This is a genomic window from Streptomyces sp. NPDC057099, assembly GCF_042671245.1.
Lineage (GTDB): Bacteria > Actinomycetota > Actinomycetes > Streptomycetales > Streptomycetaceae > Streptomyces > Streptomyces purpurascens.
In genome coordinates this window covers 29,927-55,503 of sequence record NZ_JBHUTX010000037.1, presented here as the reverse complement: position 1 = coordinate 55,503, position 25,577 = coordinate 29,927, and the positions used below count along the sequence as shown (strand labels likewise).

The following is a 25,577-nucleotide window of genomic DNA, read 5'->3' as shown; positions in this document are numbered from 1 at the left end:
GGGCCGGCGGGATGTCCTGCAGGGTCGCGATGCCGAGGGTGACGCGCACACTCATGCCGCTGGCGTAGAGGTGGGACTCGGCGCGGACGACAGGGCCGAGTGCCTCGTCTTCACCCTGCCCGGGCGGCAGCGCGTACTGTGCCTCGGATCCCGCCCGGGTGAAGCCACTTTGGCCGCGGTCGCGGTGACGGTGCCGTCGGCGAAGCGGATGGACACGTCGAGTTCTGCCCGCTCCGGCCCGTGGTGGCGGGTGGTCCAGGCGAGGTCGACGAGGTCCATCGTGTGGGCCATCAGCCCGTAGACAGCGACACCGGCACGCTCGTGCGCGTCCTCGGCGGTCTCGGGTGGCAGGACGTAGATGGTGCGGCCCAGGTGCTGGCGGGCGGTGAATCCCGCCCCGGTCAGCATGCGGGCGGCGCCGGGGATACGGCGGTTGAGGATGACGAAGGTCCAGGCGTCGTCGGTCGCGCCGACGAAGACATCAGGATGGTCGGTAAAGGCCATGTGATTCTGCGGGAGGTGTCTCTCTGCTGAACAACTGCCAGCGAAATGCGGGGCAGTTGGATATGCGGATCGCGTTGCCCGGGAGACTCGGAGCCGCTCGGGGGAGGGACGCGGTCAGGCGGCCTTCGTGAAGTCGGTCCGCTGGGGTGCGGCCTTGGCGACGGCGCGGGCGGTGATCGCCTTCGACGCGTGGGCGGACGCGGCGGACAGGTCGTCGGCCCCGGGCTCGAGATACCAGGGGCGCAGGTCGAGCATGGCCGCGCGCATGCCGGTGGCGAAGCAGAGCGCGGTGCCCTTGGGCAGGGCGCGGATCGCGTCGGCGGGAAGGATCCGCTCCTGCCGCATCGACACCGATGTGCTCTTGCCGGACTCGGAGTGCGAGGTGGAGGTGGTTTCCACGTCGTGGTCGCCGATCAGCCGGGAGAGCTTGTCGGCGAAGTCGGGGTCGTCGATGCCGGAGCCGATCACCTTCACGGTGGAAGCGCTCCACAGGGCGTCCATGCCCGCGTCTCCCCAGACTTTCTGGCCCTGGCGGTAGGACTGGAGAATGGTGATCGGGATGATCCCGCGGCTGCCGAGGTGGGAGTACAGATCGGGCAGGTCGCTGATCTTGCACACGTTGGCGGCCTCGTCGAGGATCGCGAGCATGGGCGGGTCGAGGCGCCCGCCGGCGCGTTCGGCCTGTGCGGTTGCGGCTCGCATCACCGCATCCGCGCACGCGGCGATCAGCGCCGAGGCTCCGCCTCCGCCGTCCTTGCTCAGCAGGAACAACGTGTCCTTGGAGGTGACGAACTCGGCCGGACGGAATTCGGCGGCATCCTTCTGTGGTGTCACCCATGCCGCGATCTCCGCGTTGAGCAGGGCAGCGGCGTACTGTCGGGCGGTCTCGTAGATGCCGTCCCGGGTCTCGGGCGGCCCCTCCACTGTGCCCTTGAGCTGAGCGGCGACGGCGGCGAAGTCGTGGTCGCGCAGGATGTCCAGCGGTGTGCGGTCGGCGGGGAAGGCGAGCCACTGCATGATGTCGGTGATCGGGCGCTCGTCGAGCGCGGCGGCCAGCAGGAGCTGGGACAGGATGTTGCTGCCGGCCTTCGACCAGAAGTCGCCCTGCTGGGAGGCGTCCACCGAGGCGGCGAGGAAGTGTCCGGCGAGCCGGTTCGCCCCGTCCAGGGTTTTCGCGGAGGCGAGGGGGTTCCACCACATCTCGCGCTCAGCGTGGGCGATCTGCTGCGGGTCCATGGTCCACACCCGCCCCACCTCCGACCGGGCGTCGAGCGTCGCCGTGTAGGCGTCTCCGGCCGCCTTGTTCGACGTGAGGAGGACGGGTCCGGGCGCGTTGAGGATGGACGGGATCGCGAGGCTTGTGGTCTTGCCCGATCGCGGGGCCATGATCGCGACGGCGACATCCTCGTACCCCATGCGTACCTCGTGGCGGCTGCCCTGGAGGTTGCCGAGGAGGATCCCGGTGTCCTTCGCGTCGATGTGCTTGGTGTCCTTCAGGCTCGGCCGGAGCGAGCGGGCCTTGTCGGTGATGGCCTTGGCCATGAGGGGCTCGATGTCCCGGGCCTTGGCCATACCGGTGATCTTCTTCCGCCCGCCGCCTCGGTTCTTGTGCCGGGCCCACAGGACGCCCGCCCCCGCCCCGAGGGCGAGGAACAGGACAACGGGGACGATGCGGGCGCCGATCAGCAAGGACGTTTCACCCGCCTCGGGCCACAGCTTCTCGGGGTGGAGCAGCGCTGCGGTCGGCTGGTACGGGACCCAGCTGGTGGCGGTGAGGTAGGCGGTGATGTTGCCGGACAGCCAGGCCAGATGGGCGAGGGGGACGGCGACGGCGAGCACGCCCAGGAGGAGGCGCAGGACGAGGTCGTATCCGTCGGTGTTGCTGCTGGAGGATGAAGGGGGCAAGGGCTACGTACTCCGGGCGGGGAGGGTCAGTGGCTGTGGCCGTGCCGGGACGGTGATCCAGGCGGGGTCACCGCCGTCGGCGAGGTGGCGCGGGATGACGAAGTCGACTCGACGGTCTCGGGAGTCGGGGGCATGGTCACTTCCGTGCCGTGGTGCGGCGGCCGGGCGTGGCGGCGGGGGAGCAGTGGCGAAGGGGCGTTGCGGGCGGCGGTGTTGATCTCGCGGATGGCTTTGCCGTGGGTGGCCCAGTCGTCGAGGTAGCTCCAGGATTCGGCGTGATGTCCGGCGAGGGCGTCGTCGAAGGCCGGGGTTCCGGGCTTGGCGGTGGCGGGGAGGGCGTCGCGGGTGATGAGCCATTGCTCGTGCAGTGCGTCGAGCCGGTCCAGGGCGTAGCGCAGGACGCCCAGCTGGTAGACCCAGCGGCTCTGCACCGATTTCTTCGGCAGCTGGGCCAGCTGTGTCTCAGCGGTCGCCAGCAGGTGCCGGGCGCCGTAGCGGAGCGGCTCGAACCCTTCGGCGGTGTCGGCGTCGCGCTGGCTCTTGCGCATGCCGTAGGCGTGGTCGTCGTAGGGCCAGCCGTCGAGGTCGGTGTGCTCGTCGGAGTAGGCGTCCCAGGCGTCGAGGATCTTCTCGCTGTCCCGCACGTAGCGGTCGAGGCGGCGGAGGAAGGAGCGGTGCGTGCGGTGATCGTTAGAGATGGGCAGGGGTCCTGTCGGTTCAGCGGCGCGCGGCCGGCTGCGCGGTGTCGGCGTGTGCCGGGGGCATTGCGGCTTTCGTCTGCTGCCGGCGGGCGGTGCGTGCCTGCGCGCGGAGTGCCTTGATTCGGGTGGTGTGCGCGTCGACGGTCTGCTGCGCGGTGAGCGAGCTGGGGTTCTGCACGACGTGGTGGATAGCGGTGTGGTCGAACGTGCCGCGCTGCAGCGGCGCGGGATCGGCGAGCGCGGCGACGAAGGCGGTCACGAGGTGCTCGGGGGTGTGGCCGTTGAAGGCGGCGTGCCACAGGTGGGTGCCACGGCTGGCGTCGTCGAAGCGGTCGCGGACGTCAATGTGCCACGTGACGCGCTCCTGTTCGCGCCAGGGCACCGTGCCCGCGCTGTTCTCGGGCAGGCGCAGCACCTTGCACCCCGGCGGGGCGCTGTAGGCGATGCCTCGGCCGTCGATGATCCATCCCGCGGCTTCCAGCACGGGCAGGAGGCTCGTCGGGCCGGTGGGCGGCGGAGCGATGAGTGCGTCGGTGAGTCCGGCGAGGACTTCGGCGGGGACGTGTTCGCCGAACTCGGCGTACCAGCCGGGCTCGGTGCCGGTGGGCGCTGCCTGCAGCCGCCACCATGCGGAGGTGGTGGACTGCGGGTCGAACTGGAGCCGGTGGCGCAGGTCGGGGCTGCGCAGCACGATCTCGGCGCTCAGCGGGTCGGAGACGGGGCTCCATCCGGCGGCGGCCAGGCCGTGGGTGACGTGGCGGGCGTCCCCGGGGCCGGCGAGGTGGCGGGGGCTGGTGTCGAGTGGGATGCGTCCGGCGTGCTGGTCGGCGAACGCGGCGAGTTGCCGTTCGCTCACGGGCACCGGCCGCACCCCGCTTCGCTGCCGGCCGGGCTGCCGTGCAGGGCCCGCAGGTGGTCGAGCACGTAGTGGAGGGTGTGCTGGTCGGCCTGCTCCCATGCGGCAATGCGCAGTTCCGCGACCAGAAGGCCGACGTGTGCGGTGCGCGGGGTGTCCGGGTGGTCCTGCACGGCGCGGGCGAGGGCGCGCAGGGTGTCGGCGAGCTGGACGGGCAGGCCCGTGTACTCGTCGAGGAGGGGCTCGACGAGAGCGAGGGCCTCCTCGGGGTCGGGGTTCTCGCGCAGGTAGTCGGTGAGGTCCGCCAGAGTCTCGGTCAGAGCGTGAAGCGAGTCCGGGGTGAGTGCGGGCATCGGGCTCCTTTAGACGGTGGGCATCAGGGTCAGCGGCGGGTGCGGGCGCTGACGGCCGGGGTGTGGGGCCGGGCTGTGGTGCGCGGCCGGGTACGTCGGTTGCTGTTGCGAGCCCATGTGGCGGCGCGGGCGTCCGTGATCCGGGCTTGCTGCCAGGCACCGAGCTGGGACGGTCTGACGGAGACGGACCGGGTGCGGATCTGCGGGCTCAGCGGCACGCGTCCGCGCGGGCGCATCACGGGCTCGGGACTGGCGAGTTCGGTCGAGAAGGCTTGCACCAGGTGCATTGGCGTGTTCGGCGTGAAACTCGCCGCCCAGCCGTAGCCCTGGGTGTCCTTCGCTCCGGTCCACCACATCGCCTCGCCGTCGACGCTCTGCCGGTAGTGCATCCACGCGGTCCCGTCGGGGCTGGTCGCCATGTAGTGCCCGCCCTCGAAAAGCGTGTGCCAGTTCTGCTCCTTCAAGGGCCCCCAGGCGTTGGGGGCGTGGGCGGACTGGGGACGGGTGAGGGCATCGGTCAGACCGGCGACGATCTCCACCGGGGTCTGCTGGCCCAGGTGCGCCGACCACGCGCCGTTCGCACCTTCCGCCCTGCCGTGGATGGTCCACCCGCCGGGCAGCAGGTACGGGTCATAGGCGACGCGGACGGTGCGGTCGGGGCTTTCCATGGTGAGGGGGCCGTCCTTCTTGGACTTGTCCCGCCAGCCTGAGGCGCGCAGAAACTCCGAGGCGTGCCGGACGTCGCCGCCGCCGGCCAGGGCACGGGGCTGGACCAGGTAGTGCTGCTCGGCGTGTTCGCCGGGCCCCCTGCCCTGCCACTGCTTCTTCTTCACCGGCGACGCCGGACGACGAGCGGTGCGGGGGCCGGCGGCTTCGCCACGGTGGTGGCGGGCTGGGTGCTGACGCGCTGCAGGGTGTGTTGGTGTTCGTCCAGGTCGAGGGTGATGTCGTGCAGTTCGTTCGAGGCGCGGCCCAGGGCGAGCCACACCTCCGCCGGGAGGACTCCTTGTTCGGCCTGGTCCTTGGCGAACACGCTGCCGGTGGCCACGAGGTGGGTGATGCCGCCGAGGACGCCGTTGTCTGGGTCGAGGATGCGGGCGATGACCTGCGCGGCCTGGGGCGGGGACAGTTGGGAGAGGTGGTCGGTGAGCTGGCCGAGCTGGCGGGTGATCTCGTCAGCCAGTCTCACCGGGTCGGGGGCGGGGTGGGTCATGCTCCTCCGGGTCGCTGGACGGTCAGTGGTGGTGGCGCTGCCCGACTCGCTGGGCCTCGGCGACGACGGCCTCCGGGCGGGCGCCAGCCAGCGGGGAGGCACGGTCGGGGCCGGTCGGAATGCAGGCGCGCAGATAGCGGCGGAAGAGGGCTGCGGCGAGTCGGGGCCTTGGTCGGTTGCTGATGTATGGGGGTACGGGGTTCTCCGAGGTACGGGTGGTGCCGCAGGGCGGGCCCCGGCGGGATACCGGGGCCCGCACAACTGGCTCTACTGGGCGCGCCTGGCTGGTGCCGGGCGGGCGGCGGGGGCAGCTGGGGCCTGCTCTGGGGCGGGGCGGGATGTACGGGAGCGGATCTCACGTACGGCCTGCCGGTAGGCGCTCGCGTCGAGGATCTCGGAGGTGCAGTCGACCTCGTATCCGGCCTTCAGCAGCGCGGGGATCGCCCTGCTGGCCAGACGCTTCTGCTCATCGGCGTCGAGGTGTTCGGGCACGGTGTGCCAGATGTAGAGGGGCGCGTCGGCCGGGTATTCGTGGCGTTCCAGACCGAGCTGGTCGAGCAGGTCGTGGAGTGCGGCGGGGGAACCGGAGGCGGTGTCGGCGTGGATGGTGGTGGTCAGGGGCTTGATGTAGATCTCGACATCGGTGCCGTATTCGTCGGCCAGGTTGGCCATGGACCTCGTTTCGGTTCAGCGGCGGCGGGCCGCCGGGACGGCACGAGGCAGCGCAGGGCTCGGGGCCGTCAGGGTGGGGTCCGGCCGGTGAGCAGCGCGTGCGGCGTGGTTGCGGGCGAGGCCAATGAGGTGCGCGGCGCGGGAGAGCGAGTTGGCGGTATCGCCGAGCTGGGCGATGGGTTCGGGTTTTTCGCCGGGGGCGGCGCCTTGGAGGCCGTCGGCGGCGATCCAGGCCCGGACGACCACCTCCCTGGTCAGGGGCAGAAGCCCGTTAACCGGGGCGGCGATCTCGGTCAGGACCTCGGCCACCTCACTGCTGGTCTCGGCGCCAGAGGCGCGCTCAGCGAGCCGGGCCAGGTAGTGCAGGGCCGCTTCGCGTTCTCCGTCGGGTGTGGCCAGCGTGTTCAGGGCGGGGTCGAGGTGGACGCTGTGGCCGGCGGCGAGCAGGGCGTATGAGGCGGCGGTCGCCTTGCGGCGCTGCTGCTCGATGGGCAGGCCGTGGGGTAGCCGGTGGTAGTCCCCGCGGGGTCCGGGGGCGGTCAGGAAGCCGCCGGCTTGCTGGAGGATGTCCGCTGCTTGCTCGGTGCCGCCGATGGCGACGACCAGGTCGGTGCGGGGGTCCTTGGTGATGGTGACGTACTCCAGCACCCAGAAGTCGGGCTCGGTCTGCGTCATCGCCCTCGGGCTGCCGGTGTGCGGGCGCCTGCCGGAACCGGCGGAGCGGAAGCCGGGGTGGAGGTGGGAGGGGTCCGGTCTGGGGGATGCTGCACGCTGGTTCCGATACCGATCGCGTCCAGCTGCGGGCCGAGCGCGCGCAGGGCACGGGCCTGCGCCCGGCTGTCATCGCCGTTGAGGCGGTAGATGCCGCTCTGTGGGTCCTGGACGAAGCCGTTGGCGATGAGGATCGCACCGGAACGGTTGTCGACGGGCGCGGTGGTGATGCTGCCGTCCGGCTGCCAGGTCAGGACGAGGCGGTCCGGCTGCGAGGGCAGCATCTCTTCGGTCGCGTTCAGGCGGGCCTGTGCGAGCGCGGCGTCGTAGCGGGCGAGCAGGTCGCCGGCGACCAGCTCGGCGCCGGTGAAGGGGTCGTCCGTCAGGGCGATGCCGTTCGGTTCGTTCACGCCTCGGTATGCCTCGTCGGGCAGGTCACCGGGGGCGACGGCGGCGATGAGGAAGCCCTCACGGCTGTCATGGCGGTCGAGGACGACGAGTTGCGCGCTGTCGGTGCGGGTGAGGACGGCGGCCTGCTTCAGCGGGTGCTCGGCGAGGGAGGCGGCGATCAGGTCCAGGTCCCAGATGCGGTCGGTGAGTTCGGCGAGGTCGTCCTTGGCGTCCGGCGGGAGGTGGGAGCTGGTCCAGGTGCCGGAGAGTTCCCCGGCGAGGACGTCGGCGTACGAGGCGAGGCGCTCGGAGGTGTCGTGGTCGTGCATGGTGTCCTTGAGCGAGGTGGGAATCAGCGGCGCAGTCCGGCGGCCACCGGGGGTGGCGGGGCCGGGAGCGTGCGCGGCGGGGGCGGGCAGGCGCACACGGCGGAGCGCTCGTGTTCGGTGACGGGGACCTCTTCCGTGCAGGTGCTGCGGCCGGGGTGCGGGGCGTGCCGGTCGGCGAGCTGGTTGCGGGTCTCGGAGAGGTCGGTACGGATGACGCGAAGGTGCTCGTCGGCGAGGTAGCGAAGCCGCCGGGCGATGTACGGGTCGGCCGCCTGGCCGAGCCCGTCGTGGAAGTCGGCGGTGGCGGTGAGGACTTCGTCCAGCGCGGCGAGGATGCCGTCGTGGGTGGCGGTCAGCTCGGTCAGGCGCTCGGCGGCCTCGTCCGTGGTGGTGGCCTCGCGGATCCGCTCGGCGAGGTGAGTGACGGAAGCGCCCAGCGGCAGGTAACTGGCCGGATGCGCGTCGGTGTCGAAGTCCGTGTCGCAGTCGACGTGGTATCCGGCGCCCCGGAGGCGGGCGACGGCGTCGGTGGCGAGACGGGACTCGTCGTCCTCGGTCAGGCCGGTGGGGGCGCGGTGGTAGGTCTCGTGGACGCGGACGACGGCGATGAACCCGGCGCGCTGGAGGATGCTGTGTGCCTCGCAGTCGCCGCCGCGGGCGAGGAGTTCGTCGGAGTGCGGGTCGCGGCGGATGTCCAGGACGCGATCGGAACGGGGCAAAGAGACGTTTCTCCTACGGCGATCGGTGGGCCGTGTGCCGGACGGCGGGCAGTACGGCGGTGGCAGGGGGCTGGACCAGGTGGGCTGCGGTGGTCTCCAGGTCCTGCTAGATGGTGTGCAGGCGGCGGGCGATCAGCTCCAGGCGGTGTGCCGTATCGGTGCTGGCTGCTCCCGGCTGGCGGGCGATCCGGTGCGAGGTGTGCTCGACGAGTCCGCGTACCGCGGCCAGAGGGCCGGCCTGTTCGTCGGCGAGCTGCGTGAGGAGGGTCGCGAGCTGGGCCGACGCCGTGAGCGCCGGGCGGACGGCAGGTCGCGAAGAGGGGTCGGATCGGACAGGGATCAGGTGGAGGTCCTGTTCGATGCGACGCGCCTCCTGTGCCAGGCGCCGCAGTTTGTCCGCGGGGGGAGCGTGCCACGCGCCGTCGAGGTGGAGCAGGTTGGCGATCAGATCGAGGCGCCCTGGCTGGGCCTGGACGGCGATCCACCGGCAGCCATGTTCCTTGCCGGGGATCTCGATGCCGGCGGCCCGCGCGAGCCGTTGAGCGACCTCGGCCCACTCCGGTCCGGTCAGTTCCCGGTCGTCCGGGTGAAGGCGGATGTCGAGGTGGAGGATCGCCCGCCGGTCGTCGTCGGGGCTGGCGGCGAACGGATGCTCCAGGTAGGGGTCTTCGAGGTGCTCGGCCCACTGGACGGACGTCCAGATCCTCTGCTCGTCGTCCAGGGTGAAGTAATCCAGGCCGGGCCAGCGGGCGACGATCGTGTGCTCCGTCAGGCCCTCGTTCGTTGAGACCGGCCGCCCCAGCGCCTCTTCGAGCGGGTCGTGGGGCCGGTGGGTCCGCTCGTGCAGGCGGGGGATCACCGGCCGCTCCGGATGTCGGCGATGTGCACGAGCTGGCCTAGGGCGGTGGTGGTGTACCAGCCGCAGTCGATCAGCTCGTCGCGGCCGGCGTACCTCGGTAGGAGGGTGTCCTCCATGGCCCGCAGGTAGATCAGGCAGTCCGGGCAGCGGCGTGAGAGGTGCACGAGGTAGCGGGGGTGGGCGGTGACGTAGGACTGGGCGCCGCCGGTCGCATCCCGCAGCCGCCACCCGTCCTCGTCGGTCGGGGTGTGCCAGGACGGGGCCACGACGCGCATCGAGTCGCCCCACAGTTCCCCGCCGGCCACCCCCTTCAGGACGACGACGGTGTCACCGGCCTGAAAGTGCTGGTGCGTGATGTCCCGGTCGGGGGTGAGCGGGTCGGGCGTCGGCGCGAACGCCGAGGTGGATGGGGGTTGGGACATGAGTTCCTTCCACGCGGTTGCGGGCGGGGTGGGAGCATCAATAGTCCGGAGGAACGCCGGTTTGGCTAACCGGCGTTTGGCGGCTATGTTGCCCCGCCGTCAGCGGAACGGGTTCTCCGTCCCGCGGTCGTTTTCGCGTGCGGCGTCGAGGAGTTCGAGCAGGTCAGCGCCCTCTGCATCGCGCTGGTCGACCCACCACCCGGCACGGGTGACGAAGCGGGCCTTCTCCTCCAGCTCCGCCCAGTTCGCCTCGTCCCAGGCCCCCTCTACGACCAACGCAGTGTGTGCGGCCGTCATCAGCTGGTGGCGGGAGCGCTCGCCCCAGTCCAGGGCCCTCTCCGGGCCCTGCAACTGCGGCATGTCGAACTGCGTCGCCCACGCGACGGCAGCCTCCCGCTCCTCCGCGCGCTTCGCCGCGAGCCACTCCTCCTTCGACTCGGTGTCGGCGTCGCGCGCCGCCTTCCAGCAGGCGGTGCAGTCCTTCCACGCGAGCCAGCGTGCGAAGCCCGCTCGCTTGTCGGCGGGACGGCCGGAAAGGTCATGAACTACGGCGTGAGAGCAGGCGTGCTCCACAGACCAGTGGGTTCGAACCCCCGGGGAATTCCGTTTGATGGGCGTTGCGTTCGAGGTCGGGCTGCTGGTCTGGGGCTTCAAATCGAGTGCCTTTCGTCGGCGGTTGGGGTGGTGGCCTGCGTCGTTGCGGAGGGTCGCGCATCAGATGCACGATTCATGCGGCGGACGGAGGTGGTCTGGAGTGCGTGGCGGTGGTCTCGGGGACGCTTCCGCCTTCTGCGTCGTCTCAGCGTGTCCTGCGGATGGCGTCTGTGGCCGCCGTGGCGATGGCGACGGGAGCGCTGGAGGGCTGGGGCAGGTGCAGCAAGGTGGTTCCCGGCAAGTGGTGGGACTTGGCGGTGAGGGTGAGCTGGAGTACGGCGCAGCCAGCGGTCGTGAGCCGCTTGACGCGGGTGACTGCTTGAGCGGTTTCGTCGGGGGTATAGACGGCGTCGGTGACGATCACGAGGAGGCGGCCGGCACCGGGGCGGCTGAGTTCGAGGCCGTGGTCGAGCGCGTCTAGGGCGTTGGCGAGGTTGTGACTGCTGCCGTTGGCACCGAACGTTGTCACGCGCTCCGGTGCCCGGTGGGTGGGCCGGGTCAGTGCGGTCAGATGTGTGTCGTAGGCGATGGTGGCGGTGCGGGAGTCGGGGTCGGTCAGGGCTGCTGCGCGTGCCACGATCCAGGCAGCGGACGCGACGGGCGCGCAGGCGGCACGCATGGAGCCGGAGACGTCCACCGCGATCCCCACCCGCAACGGCGGGGTGGGGGAGTTCCGGCGGCGGGTGTGGGTGAACGGTTCCGCGGTGGGGACCGACCCGGCCGCGCGCTGAGCGTCGCGGGCCAGGGCCGCGCGCATGTTGAGACGGCCGGGAGGGGTGGGGCTCGTGACTCGTTCCTCGGTCCGCTCGCGGTAGGCGGCGGCACGCAGGGCACGGCCCAGGCGCGCGGCGGCACTCTGCTCGGCGGCGGTGGGCCGACGGGTGCCGGTGACCGGATTACTGTAGGGCGCCGGTGTGCCGTCGGGGGTGACGGTGGCGCCGCCGGAGTTGAAAACGGAACTCGCGGTGGCGGCGGCCTGCCGTCGCCGACTGGCCTGCTGAGCGCGGTCGTTGGCCTGTTCCCTCGACCGATTGGCCAGGGCGTTGGTCGCTGCGGCCTGTGCCGCGAGGTCGGCGGCGTCGGTGGCTGCCGTACTGTCCATGACGACCCCCACGGCGCCGGACAGCAGATCGGCGAGGTTCCCCGGCACCGGCAGGGCGGGGGCCGCGGCGTCCAGGGCGTCGCACCACTTCTGAGCGTGCGCGAGCATGGTGGTGGCGTCGTGGTCGGCGCACTGGTGGACGTCGCTCCAGATGCGGGTGAGGGTGGCCAACAGGGGCGCGCCCAGCACCTTTTCGCACAGATCGGCGACGGGCCGGGTCTCGCCGGCGTCCAGGATGCCGACGTCACGGCGGCCGAGGATCAGGGCCGCCACGGCGGCTGCCTGCTCGATGCCCTGGAGGGTGGGGTGGGCGATGTCGGGCATGACCAAGGTTCGGGCACTGGTGCGCAGGTAGCTGCGGTCGGTGGGCCGGGTGATCAGGTGTGCGCCTTCGACGCGGCTCTCCTCCAGCAGGAGCGCGGCCTCGACGACACGGGGGTTCGCTCCGGCAGGCTTCGTCCAGACGGAGTGGGCCGCGTGCGCGGCCTCGTGGACGAACACTCCCCAGGCGGCGGGATACCGCTCCTCGTCGCCCACGATCCGCGGATGGATCTCGTGGGGCTTCAGCGGGGCGAACAGGCCGGCGTCGAACTCGACCTCGCCCAGAGTGGGGAAGAACGCGGCCGGTGCGCCGCTGCGCGTGCCGGGGCGGCAGGTGACCAGGAGGTCCTGGCGGCCGGAGAGGGCGACCAGCCGATCGCCGAGTTCGGCTCCCACGCGCAGCCACGCGTCCGGGGAGGAACGGGGTTGCGCGGGCGGCGCGCCGTCGTCGTCCCATCGCGCAAGGTCGGCGTCGTCGTCCGGCGTGGTGGCGGGGGACTGGACGTGGTGGTGGGCGCTCATCGCGAGCGGCCCCGGTGCGCGGAGCCGGTGCTGCCCGGGGGCTGCCGGGCGGCTGAGGCGGGGAGCTGCTTGCCGAGGGTGAGGGGAGCGATCTTCTTGACGCCGGCAGCCTTGATGACGGCGGCGGCGACGGCGTCGCGATCCTCCGCAGGAGCGATGCCGACCAGGTTCGCGAGCGCGGCCTTGGTGCCGAGGACGGCCTCGGTCTTCTGGTAGCTGAGCAGTTCCCGCAGTTGGGGGGCCCAGCCCAGCTCGCCGAGTTCGACCTGGCGGGCGAGGTGTCGGGCGACCCGGACCACCCGCGCATCGATCCTCAGCGCCAGGGCGAGGTCATAGTCCGTGCCGATCTGGATCTGCACGCTGAACCGGCTCGCGAGCGCCTCCGTCAAAACCGCCCCGTGGACGCCGGGATTGTGGCCCGCCACCACGTAGAAGCCCGGCTCGGCCTTGATGGTCTCGCCCTTGTGGGCCTTGACCTGGATCTGCCTGCGCCCGTCCATCGCGGGATACAGCGCCGCCAGGACCTTCGGTGAGATCAAGGTGGCATCGTCGATCAGCAGGGCGCGGCCCTCGGTCATCGCGGTGACCAGCGGACCGTACTGGAAGACGTAGGCTCCCGCGTCGTCCTGTGTGTACTCGCCGATCAAGTCGCCGACCGTGGTGTCGCCGTCACCGGCGACGGTGAGCAGGTCCTCGAACGCCGCCTCGACCAGACTCGTCTTGCCGGTGCCCGGAGGGCCGTAGAGCAGCACCGGCACGTCGGCGTCGCGCAGGCGATTCAACGCCTCGACGTCGGGCAGATCGGCCAGCTCCCGGGGGTGGTAGAGCTGGCCCCCCGCGCGGCGGATCGGGCCGGTCTGCCGGGGCGTGGCTGCTGCGGGAGTGGTCGTGCGGGCCGTGGCCGCCTGGGCGCGGGGAGAGTGGGTGCCCGGTGGGCTGATCACAGCGGTCTGCGCGGCTGCGGCGGTTTTCGCGTTCGCGCGGAACTCCGGTTGTCCGGTTCCGCCTTGGTCGGCCTCGCCGCGTCGCACCAGGGTGAGGGCGGCGTTGCGGACGGCGCCGTGGGAGTGGCCCAGCTGCCTGGCCATGTCCCCGATGGTGAGCGTGTCCGCCGGCCGGTCGGCCAGCAGCCGGGCCACCTTGGCCCGTAGTTCGCCGGCCTTGGTGCGCGCTGGACCGGTAGGCGTTCCGGGTGTGGTCAAAACGAGGCCCCTTCAACAGGTGTGGGTGCGGGAGGGGTTGGTGATGCGATGGAGAGGCTGACCGCTCTCGGAGCGGATCACGGACTGTGCCGACATCGGCGACCGGGCCAACCGGGGCGTACCGTCGGCGCTCACCGGCCGACCGAGGGCTCGGCCCAGTTGCAGGGGATGGCCGGCGACGAGCAGCTCGCTGGCTGCCGAGCAGGCCCGTGCGTCCGCTCCGTACCGGGTTCCGTCGCTCGGCAGGCGCAGCCTGGCGTCTCTTCGAAACCGTCCTGGAGCAGGATCCGCCGGGCGGCGGCGTTGTAGCCGGTGGTGGTGATCTCGCCGGTGATGGAGTGCCGGATCGTCATGAACGGCTCTGCTGGTGCTTCGGGCAAGGCGGATCTCCTATCGGTGGTGGCGGGAAAGCGGTGGGGTGTTGGGCGAAGGCGAGGCGGGCCCGGAGCTTCCAGCACATCAACGGTGCGCGGCTGGACCACGAACGATGGGCAATGACTGCCGACATGCTCCAGGGCGGGTCTCACCGCCCCTCAGCTACTTGACTCGCCTTTCCGCACGTTCTGATAGCCGGGTGTACCAACAACAGCGGTTGGAAGGTGGTCGGGTTGCGCCCTCATGAGGGTGTCTCGTGGCGGGCCCGGAGTGGGCGGCGGTGCCGGCCGCGCGGCCGGTGCTCGGCGGGGCGGAGCTGTCGGTGCGCGGCGAGCAGGACGGCGAGGGCGAAGGCCGCGCCGGCGGCGGGGAGCGCGGCGATGGCGAGGGGCTGCTCGGCGAGGCGTCCGGCCAGCGCGGTACCGGCGGACTGCCCGACGCCGATCGAGAGAATCAAGTACGCGTACGCCTCGCTGGTCCGGCCCGCCGGGGCAAGGGCGTCTGTGCTCACGTAGGCGCAGGCGACCACGACGGTCAGGAACGCGCCGGGCACAGCGACCGCGGCGGTGGCCGCGAACGGGCCAGGCAGAGCCAGCAGCGGGAGCCACCCGGCGAGAAACGCCGCGCAGGCGGTGATCAGCCGGTCGGCCGTGGGTCCCGTCCAGGTGCGGCTTCCGTAGACGAGGCCGCCCAGGAAGCTGCCGGTGGAGAACGCGGCGGGGATGATGCCCGACAGCATGTCCTGCTCGTGGTGCTCGGCCATAGCGATCGACCACACATTCATGGCCCCTAGCGCGAACCCGATGCCGGTGAGCGAGACGAACAGGAGCACCAGGTGGGGGCTGGTCAAACGGCCAACGGCACCGTGACGGTCACCGGCTGACGGTGTCGGCCGCCAGCGCCGCGATGGCGGAGCGAGCACCACCACGGCGGTCCCGGACAAACCGAGGACGGCGGTGGCGATGAGCGCGACCGTGGGGCTGTACGCGGAGGCCAGGGCGGCGGCGAGCAGCGGGCCGGCGATGTACAGCAGGCCCTGCGTGCCGGTGTCGAGGGCGAGCGCGGCGTGCCGAAGGCGGGGGTCGGGCAGCACGCTCGGCCACAGCGCGCGGAGCCCGGCCTCCAGGGCCGGGGCGGTCAGCCCGCCGGCGACGACGATGGCCGTGGCCAGGCCCGGTCCGCCGTACGGTCCGGTCAGCGGCAGGGCCACCAGGAGGGCCGAGTTGAGCAGGGCGGCCGGAAGGTGCACGGCCGTCTGGCCGTGGCGGTCCATCAGGCGTCCCTTGACCGGCTGGGCCAGCGCGGAGGACAGCCCGTACAGGGCACTGAGCAGGCCGCCGAAGGCGATGCTGCTGCCGCTCGCGGTGGTCCACAGGAGGATGGCGACGGGTGCCATGCCGTTGGGGAGCCGGCCGGTGAGGGTGCCGCCGAGGAGGCGGGCGACGTACGGGCTGCCCAGCACCGCGCGGTAGGTGATGCGCGGTGCCGGGGCCGCCGGGGGTGCGGTCGGGGACAACGGGTGCTTTCTCGGGGGATTAGCGGTGGTGGGCGGGGGTGCTGGCGCGGGGCGGCGGCGTGGGTGGTGTGGTGTCCACGGCGGGTCGCGGGAGGGCGCGCAGCACGGGGGTGCGGTGCGGGGGCAGGATGGCCACGGTCGCGCCGAGGTCCTCGGCCGCCTCTTCGACTTCGCGGGTGAGGAACTCGATCTGCCGGCCCAGCGCTGCGAGGCGGGCGGCGACCTGGCGGCCCTGCGCGGTCTCCAGGGCTCCGGCGAACTGGCCGCTCGTCTCCAGGAGTTCCTGGAGGCAGACCATCGGGCCGGCGGCGTAGCCGCGCTGCACGGCGCCGAGGAGCGCATTGGATGCGTCACCGGCGCTCTGGCCTTCGACGACGTCGCGGATGAGGTCCTGCACAGACACCTCCGGCACCGGTGCCGGGCGGTTGAACCGGGAGGCGTCCGCGCTCAGCACGCCGGGCGGGACCGGGGCGGGCAGGACCTTGCCTGCCTCGTATTCGTGGGCGTAGTGCCCGATCACCTGCCAGCCCGGTGCGTCCGGGTCGCCGCGCAGCGCGACCACGGTCGAGTCGTCGTCCTCGACCAGATGGGCGAGGGTGATCGGCTGCCCGTCGGCGGCGTACCACGACTCGGTCAGCTCCAGCGCGCCGCGCCGCTGCGCGGTCTGGGCCCTGGCGGTCCACAGCTGCTGTTCCTCGTCACTCAGCGGAGCCTTGTGGTGCTGGGCACTTTGCTGGTCGGGGGGTTGCTGGCGATGGAGCCGTGGTCCGCCCAGGCGGTGAGGTGCGGCAACAAGGCCGCGTGCTGAGTGCGTTCGGCCGCCGAGCCGGGGGTGGCCGGACGGTCGAGGGCCCTGCGGATCTGGACGGCGGAGGCGGCCAGGCCGTCCAGGACGGCCTGCCACCCGGCCAGGTGCCGTGCGGGTGGCAGTTCGGCGAGCACGAGGCAGGCGGCGCCGAGGAGAGCCTCGGCGTGCGGGGCGAGGTGGGTGGCGTATGCCTCGACCGCCGCCTTGTCGCGGCGGGCTCGTGCAGTGGCAGCGGCGCCTGCGTGGACGGTGCGGCCGTAGCGGTCGCGTGTCAGGTCGAGCGCGGCCTCGGTCTCGCAGTCGATGACCGCCATCCGCAAACGGAAATCGCGTGCGCCGTTGGCTAGTTCGGGCGTTGTCGGGACGGGGCCCTCGGGGACCGGAATGCTCGCGGGTGTCATCGGGACCGCCCGCCGGTCGCGGCCGTCAAATGGACGGATGGAGAGTAGGTGGGCTTCGGCGGGATCGGCCGGGCCGCCGGCGGGGCGGTGGTGGGCGGTGCGGAGCGCTGCGTCGTCCGGCCGGCGGCGGCATGGGCGAGACGGCTGTGGCGCTCCTGGAGCCCGTTGGGCCGGGCGGGGCGTGGCGGGCCGGCGGGGAGGGACGGGTCGAGGCGGATGTCGGCCTGCACGGTGTAGCCGTGGCGACGCAGGTCGTGGACGGTTTGGCGGGTGCGGCGGATTCCGTCGCGCCCGGGCTCGGTGAGCCGGTAAAGACCGGGATTTCCGGGAACGGGCTCGAACTGCTCGCGCTCCAGGTACCAGTGGGCGAGATGGGCAGGCAGGGAGGAGGCGAAGGAAGCGACGAAGCTGTGCTCCTCGTGGTCGCCGAAGGTGAAGTGGATATCGGGCTGCAAGGTGGGCGGGGTTCTCCTCGGGGTGTCGGGGTCGAACTGCCAGGGACCGCGGCGCGCGGGCCGGACCGCGTTGAGGGGAGGACCGGGCGGCGGTGTGCTGCGCTCAGGCGGGCCTGACGCAAGAACGCTTCGCCGTCGGTGAGCCAAGGTCCTCGGGGCGCAGGACGGCGCGCAGGCTGCGGCCGTACGCCCAGGCGTGCTCGCGGGCCGCCGCCTCCAGCTGGTCATATCCGACCTGGGCTGTCATCTGCCCGTCCCACTTGCGGTACCGGTACACCGGGACCGGCAGCAGAATGCCGGGCGCGAGAGCGGTGACGCCGAGGGCCGCGCAGTAGTCCTCGCCCTGGACGAGGCCGCCCATCGGCGCGGCACGCACGAGGTCGGTGCGGGCGAGGATCGTGGTCGGCCCGATGGGGATGGTGTCCGCAGGCGACTTCCAGTACGTCCACACGTCACCGGCCTCGTGCCGACCGGGCGGCGTGGGACAGCGCCACAGGGTGGTCGAGCCGTCCGGGTGCCGGTCCTGACTCCAGCCCGCACACCAGCCGACCCCGGTCGACTCCAGGGTGTTCAGCCGTACGGCCATGGCGTCGTCGGTGAACTCGTCATCGTCGTCCGCCCAGTTCATGTACGGGGTGCGGACCAGGGTGAGGGCCAGGTTGCGGGCGCAGGCGGCGCCGACCGGCCGGGGAAGCGCCAGCGCGCGGACGCGGGGGTCCTGTGCGAGCGGGGCCGGCAGGCGGTCGGGGGAGGCGCCGTCGAGCGCGATCACGGCCTCCCACGGCACGGACTGCCGGGTGAAGCTGGCGTGCATGGCGCTCAGATAGTCCAGCCGGTCTTCGCGCAGGCGGCTGGCGATGACGACGGTGATCAGGGGCGCGGTGTGCGGGGGCAGGGAAGGCTCCGGGAGACGAAGGGCGGGACTAGCGGCGCGTGGCGGGGCGTGAGGTGCCGGTCTTCGCCGGGGCGGTGGCGCGCGACGCGCCGGGACGGTGCGTCTAAGGGCGGCCTGACCAGGGGGCGACCGGCGGGCCGGAGGCGTCGGTGCGGGCGCAGGTGTAGCCGATCAGGCGGGACGGTTCGGCCTTCGCGGGGACGGTGGCGGCGTCGTTGCACACGAACGTGTAGCGGATGGAAGAGCGGGGCACGTCGTGGAGCCAGGCCCGGTCGTCCTTGCCGGGGTTGATCTGCAGGCCGGAGTGCGCGACGGCGTCGGTCTGGGTGTGCGTGTGGGAGAAGAGGATCAGCGCGCCGCCGTCGCTGGTCTTGAGGGCGTAGGCGTCCTTGTAGCGGTTGTCGGTGCCGGCGAAGACGGTCGTTCCCTGGTCCCCGTAGCGGGTGCCGGTCTCGTCGTGGACCTCGATCTGCTCCTTGCTCGCCTTGGTCGGCGCGAAGACCTTCGTCCCGGTCTTCACACCTCCGGTGGCGAAGTTGTCGAGCACGGCTGTGCGCAGCAGGGTGGCGTCGGCCGCGAGGTGCTTGTTGCCGTCGGCGGCGACGGCCGTCGCGTATCCGTCCCGATCGCGGGCGACGTCCGGCAGCTTCCGGCTGTTGAGGTCGATGACGGAGACCATCTCCCAGCGCTTGTGCTGGGGGCGTTCGGCGAACACGGCCAGACGCGAGGGGGCCTTGCCCTTCTGCGACGAGAGCGCGGCGGCGAACCAGCGGTCCTGCCCGGAGGCCAGGCGCGGGATGTACAGCTTGGCGTTCGCGGTGTCGTAGGACCACGGCTTGTACGGCTTGCGGTCTGCTGCGGGGAGCCCTTCGGTCTCGGTGTAGTCCGAGACGGACATCGCGTACAGCGCGCCGTCCTCGACCGTGTCGAGCAGGGGCCGGTTCCGGGCGCTGTTGGCCTTGTTGTTGATCTTCGAGTAGCGGGCGATGACGTCGCGGGCCTTGGCGGCGGTGAGGGCGGGCGCGGGCTTAGGCGCGGTGCTGGCGCTGGGGGTCTGCCTGGTGTCGGAGGAGGTGGCGTGGTCGGTGGCGCAGCCGGTCAGGGCCAGGGCGAGGCAGGTGCCGGCTAGCAGCGGCCGGATGCGTCGGGGGATGGGGATGGAAGGCTCCAAGGCTCTGGTGCGAAGGGGGAAGCGGGGAGGGGAGTGCGGTGTCAGCGCGTGTGCCGCGGTGTGCCCGGTGGGTGGACGGGCGGGGGAAGTGGCGTGCGCGTCGGTGATGCTGGCCGTCGGGGTGCCGGTTCCTGTGGAGTCAGGGCACGCATCCGGTCCTCAGCCACGTGCAGGACCTCTCCGAGGTTGCGGATCTCGGCGGCGGCTTCGGCGAGGTCGTAGGACAGGTCGAAGCCGTCGTCCTCCTCGGCTTCCTTGGCCTTCTCGCCGGCTGCTTCGAAGAACTCGCCCAGCCGCTCCAGCAGACCGTCGGTGGGCTCCAGGATCTGATGTAGCAGGTCAGCGGCATCCGCGTGCGACTCGGCTCCGTTGAGCCGGTCGGTCAGAGCGCGCAGCGCGTCGCCGTAGACGTAGACGGGGCCACGGTCTGGTGTGCCGGGGACGTCCCGGGCCTGGGACGGGCGTGTCGGTCGGGCTGGCAGCAGGTGGGGGCTTTCGCGGGGCGGGATGGGGTGAGGTAGCAGTCCGAGCTGGGCGAGGTGGTGGTCGATCGCCTCGATCAGGGGTGGGGCGCTGCCGCCGTGGCGGGCTTCGGGCTGCTCGGGGCCACCGGGGTCGGCGGGAGGAGCTGAGTCGTAGATGCGCTCGAACAGGCTTGACCGGTCGCTGCTGCGCTCACGGGTCACGATCCAGCCCTCCGGGTCTCCCGGCGGGCGCTCGGAGGGCGGCTCCTGCGGCGGACTGATGATCAGCTGACTGTCGTCGGGGAGCGAGACGCGCACGATGTAGGCGCTGAGGCCGAACTCGATGTCGCACTCCAGGCCGCGCGCTCGCAGCGGTGTCGTGATGTGCGCGTGACGACGCCACAGCTCCTGCCACCACGGTGTGTTCACGTCGCGGTGGTCGGGAAGTGGCGCGAGCGGAGCCGTGCGGGCGTCGGTGGTGTTCGCCTCGTCAGCGGCCACGGCTTCTCCTGCGGGACTCCGGCCTATGTGGATGAGCTGTCCGGGGAGCGAGGCCGGCTTCCGGCTCCGGAAGGGGACTGACGTCGAGTGCGTGCTCGTCGTAGGCGGCGATCAGGCCGTGTTCCAGTTGGGCTTCACGGTCGGCGACCTGCGCGATGAGGTCGTCGTGATCGGCTCGGCGCCGTTGGTCTTCACCCCATTGGGTGGCATTCATGTGAGGGGGACGTTCCAAGAGGACTCCGTGTGTGAGCGGGTGGTGGTGCGCGACGGTGAAGGTCGCTTGGGACCGGAACAGTCGGAAGAGAGCTATCGGCGGGGCGCAGAGCCGGGGGCGCAGGAGCGGGCGGCATACCTGCCGTGGCCCCCCGCTGGGCGCCGGTCGGTGTCGCGGGGGTTGGGGCCGGGTCGTAGGCGGCGCGCAGTCTGCTCAGGCCGGCTTCTTCGGCGAGGGCCAGGACCGACAGCGCCCGGCTGGCCGCCGTCATCAGCAGGTTCGAGGGGGGATTGCCACGGAGACGGTGGGGCCCGGGTGGGCCCGTGTGCAGAAGACCAGACCGGTTTACGCCGTGCCGGAGTCGATGCCGAGGTCGTCGAAGGAGTCCTGTCGGTAGCCGAAGACGGACTCTTCGAGCACGCAGAGCCGCTCGCAGTGGGGGTTCTGCCGGTAGGCGTCGCTTCGGCTGCTGACGTAGTCCTGCTTGTGTGCTTCTGCCGTGGCGGTCTGGACGAAGTTGCGTGAGGAGATACGGCCCCACTCGGTCATGTCGGTAAAGTTGCTGTCTTTCATCCACACCCAGATGCCGTTGCCGAGCTTCATGATGCTCTTGGGGTGGTACAGCCCGTTGGTGGTGCGATGACGGCGCGGGCTGTGGCGTTCCCCGAGGTCTCGCATCATGGCCTGGCCCGCCTTCTTGATCACCAGGCCGAGCAGTTCCTTACGCGGAGCAAGCCGCTCGCAGAGCGCTTCGAGAAGCTCGTCCTGGTGGATGCGGCCGGTGTCGGTGGTGACCTGCTGGGCTGCCTCCAGCGCGATCTTCCGGAGGACGGGGTCGGAAGTGAGGTTCACGGAAGGTTACGCTCCTGCCACACCGAAGCCATCTCGGCCAGTGCCGTGGCCGCATGCTTGATGACCTCTTGGGTCACGGCCCGGCCGGGCGGCGCCAGGTCGGGGTCGTAGAGGGCGAAGGTGCGGCTGCCCCGGACCTGAGCGAGCGAGGGCAGGACCTCGCACAGCAGCTGGGTGGCGACCCGTCGCTGGCGCTTCTGCTCCTCCACACGTTCGCGGCGCTCGGCCCATGCCCCGGCCAGCGACAGCTGTCCCTCAGCTACCCGGGTAGCCAGTTCTGGATCCTCTTCGCGAAGCTTGGCAAGCTGCGCTTCTGCCGAATTGGCCTTCGCCTTGTTCTCCTGTGCGGCTGCGTACGCTTCGTTGAGCCCCATGGCGCCGTTGATGACCGGATCGACCAGGTCGGGTGCATGCTGAAGAACGATGCTGGCGCGGCCCATGACAGCGGTAGCGACGCCGAGTTGTTCCCCGAGGGAACGCGCCGTCTGTTCCCTCGGGGAACGACCGTCTTGTCCCTTAAGGGAACGGGCCTTGACGGTGATCATCGCTGTCTGCCCCTTGGTCAGGTTGCGGCGTCGCAGGTTGACCGACAGGACGTAGGCGTCGACGTTGTCCTGCTCGTAGGTGAGGAAGGCAGGCTCGATGCCGACGCGTTCGCAGGCGGTGAGGCGCCCGCGGCCGTCGAGGATGCGCCCCTGCGGGTCCAGGACGATGGGCTGGAGCAGTCCGTTCTCCTCAATGTCCTGGGCGAGGGCTGCCAGTTCCTCCTCGTCGAGCAGGGGGAGAAGTGCGGTGGTCGGGTGAGTTTCTATGGCGGCTTCCTTGGGGGAGTGCTGTCGGGATTGGTGAACTTGGCGCCTTTTCAGTGCATGCGGCCGTCCGTGTCGAAGAGCGCCAGTTCGCGGCTGTGCAGGAGGTGCTGGACGATGAAAGATCGTCCGGCGACTTTCCACAGGCCCCGGCCGCGGTTGAGGTGGGCGATGGCGTCCATCTCGACGGAGGTCAGCCCGAGCAGGGAGGCGGCGGCGTGGAGTTGGTCGGTCTCCTGGCGGTAGATGATGCGGGTGGAGCAGTCGGCCAGCAGGCCCTCGGCCAGGGCACGTCCCTGTGATCCGGCATCGCCGGCGGTGAGCAGGTCGGACAACCGGTGGATGACCATGAGGTTGGCGATGCCCAGGCCCCGGGAGAGCTTCCACTGGGCCTGCATCCGCTGGAGCAGCCCGACGTGGCGCATCAGGCGCCATGCCTCGTCGTAGACGATCCAGCGCCGGCCGCCTCCGAGGTCGGAGAGGGCGGATTCCATCCAGGCGGAGGCGCAGGTCATCGCGAGGACGAGTGCGGTGTCGTCGCCGGATCCGCCGAGCCGGGACAGGTCGATGGTGAGCATCGGCGCGCTCGGGTCGAAGGAGACGGTGGAGGGCGCGTCGAACATGCCGGCCAGGTCACCGTGGACCAACCTGCGCATGGCGTGGGCGAGGTCGCGGGCTGCCTCGCCGAGTCGGCCCGACATCATCCCGGCAGCTTCGTCGAGCGCGTGGGGGTTGTTGAGGGCGTGGGCGACGTCGCCGATAAGTGGAGTGCGGCCGGTGGCGGCGGCGCGGGTGACGACCGCGTCGAGGGCGATGTCCAGGGCGGTGTGTTCCATGGGCATCAGGTCCCGGCCCAGGACGGTCCGGGCCAGGGAGCCGAGGAGGAGCAGGCGTCGCTTGCGGATCTCGCCGGCCCAGTCGGCTTCGGACGCGCTCTTCGGGCGCGGGGCCGCGTCCAGGGGGTTCAGCCGTCCGGGCAGTCCGGGCCCGAGGGCGACGGACCTGCCGCCGAGGGCCTGCGCCACTGGTGTCCATTCGCCTTTCGGGTCGCACGGTACGTAGACGCGGTAGCCGAAGGCGACCGACCGTAGTGCGAAAGACTTGGCCAGGGCGCTCTTGCCCTGGCCGATGACTCCGGCGAGCAGGAGGTTCGGGTTGGTGAACCCTTCGACCTTGCCGTACAGCGCGAACGGGTCGAAGACGAAGCTCGCTTCGGCGTGGACGTCGCGTCCGATGTAGATGCCCTCGGCGCCGAGGCCGCCTTCGGCCAGGAACGGGTACGCGCCGGCGGCTATGGCCGTCGTCATGCGGTGGGCGGGGAGCTTGAGCCGGTTCCCACGGGCGGAGGCGGGCCCGGGTCGGCCGTCCGCCGGGTAGAGCGGAGCGGGCGTCTGTTGTTCGGCGGTCGTGGCCTGGGCGGGGTGGGTGCCGGCTTCGGTGCGGGCTTTGGCGGTGGCTTCGGCGAGTTGTCGGCGGGCGGCCTTGCGGCTGGCGCGGTCGGTGCCGTGGGCGGTGAACAAGGGGGAGGCGGAGGCGCGACGGGCGGGCCGGTGGCTCATCGGGGGCCCTCGATTCTGCGGGTGGTGCTCATCGCACGCAGGCTGTGGTGTGCGAGCGGAGGTCGGTGGGGGTGGTCTTGCGGCGGATGCTGTGCCCGGCGGCGAGGTGGCGCTGGCAGATCGTCAGAACAGGCGGTCCCTCGGGCAGCCGGTCGGGCCGGCATGTGCGTGCCTCGGCGTCCGCTGCGGTGTCGGTGGGCAGCAGGTGGAACGCGCTGTGGACTTCGTTGGTGGCCTGCCAGAGGCGAGTGTGCGCGGCGGCCAGGAGGCGGCCGGCGGCGGGATGGGGAGGACGGGTGGTCTCGGCGAGCTGGTCCAGGAGGTGGAGCAGGGCGGTGAGGTGGGCGTGGAGCACGTCGAGGTGCTGCCGGTCCGCCGGCCGGGGCGGGGCGGCGTCCGGCGGGGCGAGGGCGCGGGTGTGGTGGCGGACTCCGGCGCTCGCGGCGCGCAGGTAGGGGTGCGCGTCGTCCGCGGGTGTGTGTGAGGTCAAAGGTGGTGGTCCTTCCTGCCGGGCGGCAGGGGCGGCGACGGGTGGTCCGTCGCGGATGAGCGAAGAACAGCAGGCCAGGGGGAGGCCCGGTGTGGATGGGGCCGGCTCACAGGGCGGTGCGGGCGAGGGGGAGCGCGCTGAGGGCGAAGGCATCGGGCTGCTGGTAGTTGAGCCGTCGCAGATCGACGCCGGAGGTGACGGCGTGAGTCTCGATCTGTGCGCAGGCGGCGTCGAGGAGGGCGTCGGTGGCGGCAGTGACGGTGACCAGGCCGGTCAGGGCCACGTCCGCGTGGCCGGCGATGAGCTGGCGTTCACGCGTCTTGACGTCGGCGTACTCGACGGAATCCTCTTCGGAATCGACCTGCCCGCGGCGGGCGCGCTCGTGGGCGTCGGCGACGATGGCGGCTTTCCGGCGCTGTACGTCCCGCAGAGCGGACTCGAGCCCCTGCGGCACGTAGATGAGGGAGAGGCTGCGTCGGACGCCGGCGGTGAACATGATCCCGTGCAGGAACCCGGCGCTCGCTTCGGTGCGCGGCCAGTTCTCCACCCAGTACGTCGCGTGCCGCGCGCTGTCGGTGGCGAGGCGGTCGTACTCCTCGATCTGGACGACGGGCCCCGCGGCTGCGGGATCGGCCTCGGCGCTGCCGGTGTCGGACCACTGCTGGAGTGCGGCGAGCGCGTGGGGGTCGTAGGCGGTGCGGATGACGGCGGCGATCTCCCGCGAGGTCAGCCACCCGGTGACCATCAGCCCGGCGTTGCGGGCGGCCTGCGCGACGCTGGCCGTGGTCTGTTCCATGACGGTGAACGCTCCCGGCAGGCCACCGCCGGCTTGGCGGATGAGGCGTCGTGCGGCCTTGAGGTCGAGGGAGATGGCGAGGTACGTCTCGTGGGGTGCGGCGGCGGGGCCGACCGAGGCGACCAGTTCGGAATAGACCTGTCCGGCGACCGGCGTTTCGGGCTGCCCGTGCCGGGTCCAGTGGCGGGTGAGGGTGTCGCCGCTGTCGGGGACGGTGCGCTCCAGCACCTGCACGGTGGCGATGTGCCCGGTGCGGGCGATGCCCGCGAGCGCGCGGCCCCAGCTGGTGACGTTGTGGTTCTGTGCGGCGGCGTCGAGAAGGGCGAAAGCGCGGCTGCTGACCCGGGCGACGGCCGTCAGGGTCTGCTGGTGCGGGTCGTGCACGGCGGCAGCGCCGGTGGCCGAGTCGCCGGGAGTGACGACCTTCAGCGAGGCGGCGCTCCCGGGCAGATGGAGGACGCCATCCTGCCGGGGCCGCGTGACGGGCCGGGCGAGCCAGAGCGTCTGGCCGATACGGCGGCGGTGGGCGTAGCGGGCGACGACCGGCGCCCAGTCGATCAGGGAGCGCCCGTGCCGCCGGATCGCGACGAGCGCACCGGATGCCGCCCACAACGGGGCCAGAGCCACGGCGCCGAGCAGCCCGGTGGAGATCAGCGTCATCAGCAGCAGCGCCAACGTAGTGGCTGCGAGGATGAGTTGGGGCAGGGAGAGGCCGAGGAGGATGCCGCGGCGGGACCGGTGCGGGAACTTCACCGTGACCGGGGCGACGGAGAGATCAGTCAAAGGACGGGTCCTGGAGAGGCGGGTGGAACCCGGGGGCGGGAGGCGGCGTGCAC

General features: G+C 71.7%; 27 protein-coding genes and 1 pseudogene. All 28 read right to left on the bottom strand.

Translation table 11 applies throughout. The features are described from left to right. Window positions 1-51 precede the first annotated feature (51 nt). The 28 genes and pseudogenes from ACFT4A_RS31790 to ACFT4A_RS31655 all read right to left on the bottom strand — a co-directional run bounded on the left by ACFT4A_RS31790 (window position 52) and on the right by ACFT4A_RS31655 (window position 25,524). The gene (locus ACFT4A_RS31790) at window positions 52-504 is read right to left on the bottom strand and encodes a hypothetical protein (protein ID WP_382836918.1); all 453 of its coding nucleotides are present in this window, start codon (window positions 502-504) and stop codon (window positions 52-54) included. A 114-nt stretch (window positions 505-618) separates the two neighbouring features. Then, window positions 619-2,409 (bottom strand): type IV secretory system conjugative DNA transfer family protein, encoded by a 1,791-nt coding sequence (locus ACFT4A_RS31785; protein WP_382836915.1) that lies wholly within the window; start codon window positions 2,407-2,409, stop codon window positions 619-621. A gap of 26 nt (window positions 2,410-2,435) precedes the next feature. Next, on the bottom strand, window positions 2,436-3,053 hold the full coding sequence (locus ACFT4A_RS31780) for a hypothetical protein (protein WP_382836912.1): 618 nt from the start codon (window positions 3,051-3,053) through the stop codon (window positions 2,436-2,438). 73 nt (window positions 3,054-3,126) lie between these two features. Further along, window positions 3,127-3,966, bottom strand: a complete 840-nt coding sequence (locus ACFT4A_RS31775; protein WP_382836909.1) for a DUF317 domain-containing protein — start codon at window positions 3,964-3,966, stop codon at window positions 3,127-3,129. Next, a complete protein-coding gene (locus ACFT4A_RS31770; RefSeq protein ID WP_382836906.1) occupies window positions 3,963-4,319 on the bottom strand; it encodes a hypothetical protein in 357 nt (118 codons plus the stop codon). Before ACFT4A_RS31770 ends, ACFT4A_RS31775 begins: the two co-directional genes overlap by 4 nt. Window positions 4,320-4,348: 29 nt before the next feature. Further along, window positions 4,349-5,152 (bottom strand): DUF317 domain-containing protein, encoded by an 804-nt coding sequence (locus ACFT4A_RS31765; protein ID WP_382836903.1) that lies wholly within the window; start codon window positions 5,150-5,152, stop codon window positions 4,349-4,351. Next, window positions 5,149-5,532, bottom strand: coding sequence for a hypothetical protein (locus tag ACFT4A_RS31760; protein ID WP_382836900.1), 384 nt, complete (start codon window positions 5,530-5,532; stop codon window positions 5,149-5,151). Before ACFT4A_RS31760 ends, ACFT4A_RS31765 begins: the two co-directional genes overlap by 4 nt. Window positions 5,533-5,799: 267 nt before the next feature. After that, entirely contained in the window at window positions 5,800-6,204 is a 405-nt protein-coding gene (locus ACFT4A_RS31755; RefSeq protein ID WP_382836897.1) for a hypothetical protein, read from the bottom strand. 15 nt (window positions 6,205-6,219) lie between these two features. Next, on the bottom strand, window positions 6,220-6,879 hold the full coding sequence (locus ACFT4A_RS31750; RefSeq protein ID WP_382836894.1) for a hypothetical protein: 660 nt from the start codon (window positions 6,877-6,879) through the stop codon (window positions 6,220-6,222). Further along, entirely contained in the window at window positions 6,876-7,634 is a 759-nt protein-coding gene (locus ACFT4A_RS31745) for a hypothetical protein (protein ID WP_382836891.1), read from the bottom strand. Before ACFT4A_RS31745 ends, ACFT4A_RS31750 begins: the two co-directional genes overlap by 4 nt. Window positions 7,635-7,657: 23 nt before the next feature. Beyond that, complete coding sequence (locus ACFT4A_RS31740) at window positions 7,658-8,353, bottom strand: hypothetical protein (protein ID WP_382836888.1); 696 nt, start codon at window positions 8,351-8,353, stop codon at window positions 7,658-7,660. 106 nt (window positions 8,354-8,459) lie between these two features. Then, a complete protein-coding gene (locus ACFT4A_RS31735; protein ID WP_382836886.1) occupies window positions 8,460-9,212 on the bottom strand; it encodes a relaxase/mobilization nuclease in 753 nt (250 codons plus the stop codon). Beyond that, the gene (locus tag ACFT4A_RS31730; RefSeq protein WP_382836883.1) at window positions 9,209-9,634 is read right to left on the bottom strand and encodes a hypothetical protein; all 426 of its coding nucleotides are present in this window, start codon (window positions 9,632-9,634) and stop codon (window positions 9,209-9,211) included. Before ACFT4A_RS31730 ends, ACFT4A_RS31735 begins: the two co-directional genes overlap by 4 nt. A 99-nt stretch (window positions 9,635-9,733) precedes the next feature. Further along, window positions 9,734-10,207, bottom strand: coding sequence for a hypothetical protein (locus tag ACFT4A_RS31725; protein ID WP_382836880.1), 474 nt, complete (start codon window positions 10,205-10,207; stop codon window positions 9,734-9,736). Window positions 10,208-10,433: 226 nt separating this feature from the next. Then, complete coding sequence (locus tag ACFT4A_RS31720) at window positions 10,434-12,233, bottom strand: hypothetical protein (protein ID WP_382836877.1); 1,800 nt, start codon at window positions 12,231-12,233, stop codon at window positions 10,434-10,436. After that, window positions 12,230-13,372 carry an AAA family ATPase gene (locus tag ACFT4A_RS31715; protein ID WP_382836976.1) on the bottom strand — a complete coding sequence of 381 codons (1,143 nt, stop codon included), beginning with the start codon at window positions 13,370-13,372 and terminating at the stop codon, window positions 12,230-12,232. Before ACFT4A_RS31715 ends, ACFT4A_RS31720 begins: the two co-directional genes overlap by 4 nt. A 194-nt stretch (window positions 13,373-13,566) precedes the next feature. Further along, complete coding sequence (locus ACFT4A_RS31710; RefSeq protein WP_382836973.1) at window positions 13,567-13,788, bottom strand: hypothetical protein; 222 nt, start codon at window positions 13,786-13,788, stop codon at window positions 13,567-13,569. A gap of 263 nt (window positions 13,789-14,051) precedes the next feature. Next, window positions 14,052-15,326, bottom strand: coding sequence for an MFS transporter (locus ACFT4A_RS31705; RefSeq protein WP_382836874.1), 1,275 nt, complete (start codon window positions 15,324-15,326; stop codon window positions 14,052-14,054). Between the two features lie 19 nt (window positions 15,327-15,345). Further along, window positions 15,346-16,535, bottom strand: a pseudogene (locus ACFT4A_RS31700) (hypothetical protein). Beyond that, complete coding sequence (locus ACFT4A_RS31695) at window positions 16,532-16,990, bottom strand: hypothetical protein (protein WP_382836871.1); 459 nt, start codon at window positions 16,988-16,990, stop codon at window positions 16,532-16,534. The pseudogene ACFT4A_RS31700 and the gene ACFT4A_RS31695 overlap by 4 nt, the downstream one beginning before the upstream one ends. A 103-nt stretch (window positions 16,991-17,093) precedes the next feature. Further along, the gene (locus ACFT4A_RS31690; RefSeq protein WP_382836970.1) at window positions 17,094-17,864 is read right to left on the bottom strand and encodes a glycosyltransferase family 2 protein; all 771 of its coding nucleotides are present in this window, start codon (window positions 17,862-17,864) and stop codon (window positions 17,094-17,096) included. 124 nt (window positions 17,865-17,988) lie between these two features. Then, the gene (locus ACFT4A_RS31685) at window positions 17,989-19,056 is read right to left on the bottom strand and encodes a hypothetical protein (RefSeq protein ID WP_382836868.1); all 1,068 of its coding nucleotides are present in this window, start codon (window positions 19,054-19,056) and stop codon (window positions 17,989-17,991) included. Window positions 19,057-19,097: 41 nt separating this feature from the next. After that, window positions 19,098-20,021, bottom strand: a complete 924-nt coding sequence (locus tag ACFT4A_RS31680) for a hypothetical protein (protein WP_382836865.1) — start codon at window positions 20,019-20,021, stop codon at window positions 19,098-19,100. 559 nt (window positions 20,022-20,580) lie between these two features. Continuing rightward, entirely contained in the window at window positions 20,581-21,087 is a 507-nt protein-coding gene (locus ACFT4A_RS31675) for a hypothetical protein (RefSeq protein ID WP_382836862.1), read from the bottom strand. After that, window positions 21,084-22,040 carry a ParB N-terminal domain-containing protein gene (locus ACFT4A_RS31670; RefSeq protein WP_382836860.1) on the bottom strand — a complete coding sequence of 319 codons (957 nt, stop codon included), beginning with the start codon at window positions 22,038-22,040 and terminating at the stop codon, window positions 21,084-21,086. The genes ACFT4A_RS31675 and ACFT4A_RS31670 overlap by 4 nt, the downstream gene beginning before the upstream one ends. After that, window positions 21,950-23,455, bottom strand: a complete 1,506-nt coding sequence (locus ACFT4A_RS31665) for a VirB4 family type IV secretion system protein (RefSeq protein WP_382836857.1) — start codon at window positions 23,453-23,455, stop codon at window positions 21,950-21,952. The genes ACFT4A_RS31670 and ACFT4A_RS31665 overlap by 91 nt, the downstream gene beginning before the upstream one ends. 28 nt (window positions 23,456-23,483) lie before the next feature. Next, a complete protein-coding gene (locus tag ACFT4A_RS31660) occupies window positions 23,484-23,945 on the bottom strand; it encodes a DUF6238 family protein (RefSeq protein ID WP_382836855.1) in 462 nt (153 codons plus the stop codon). Between the two features lie 106 nt (window positions 23,946-24,051). Next, the gene (locus tag ACFT4A_RS31655) at window positions 24,052-25,524 is read right to left on the bottom strand and encodes an SCO6880 family protein (RefSeq protein WP_382836852.1); all 1,473 of its coding nucleotides are present in this window, start codon (window positions 25,522-25,524) and stop codon (window positions 24,052-24,054) included. Window positions 25,525-25,577 lie beyond the last annotated feature (53 nt).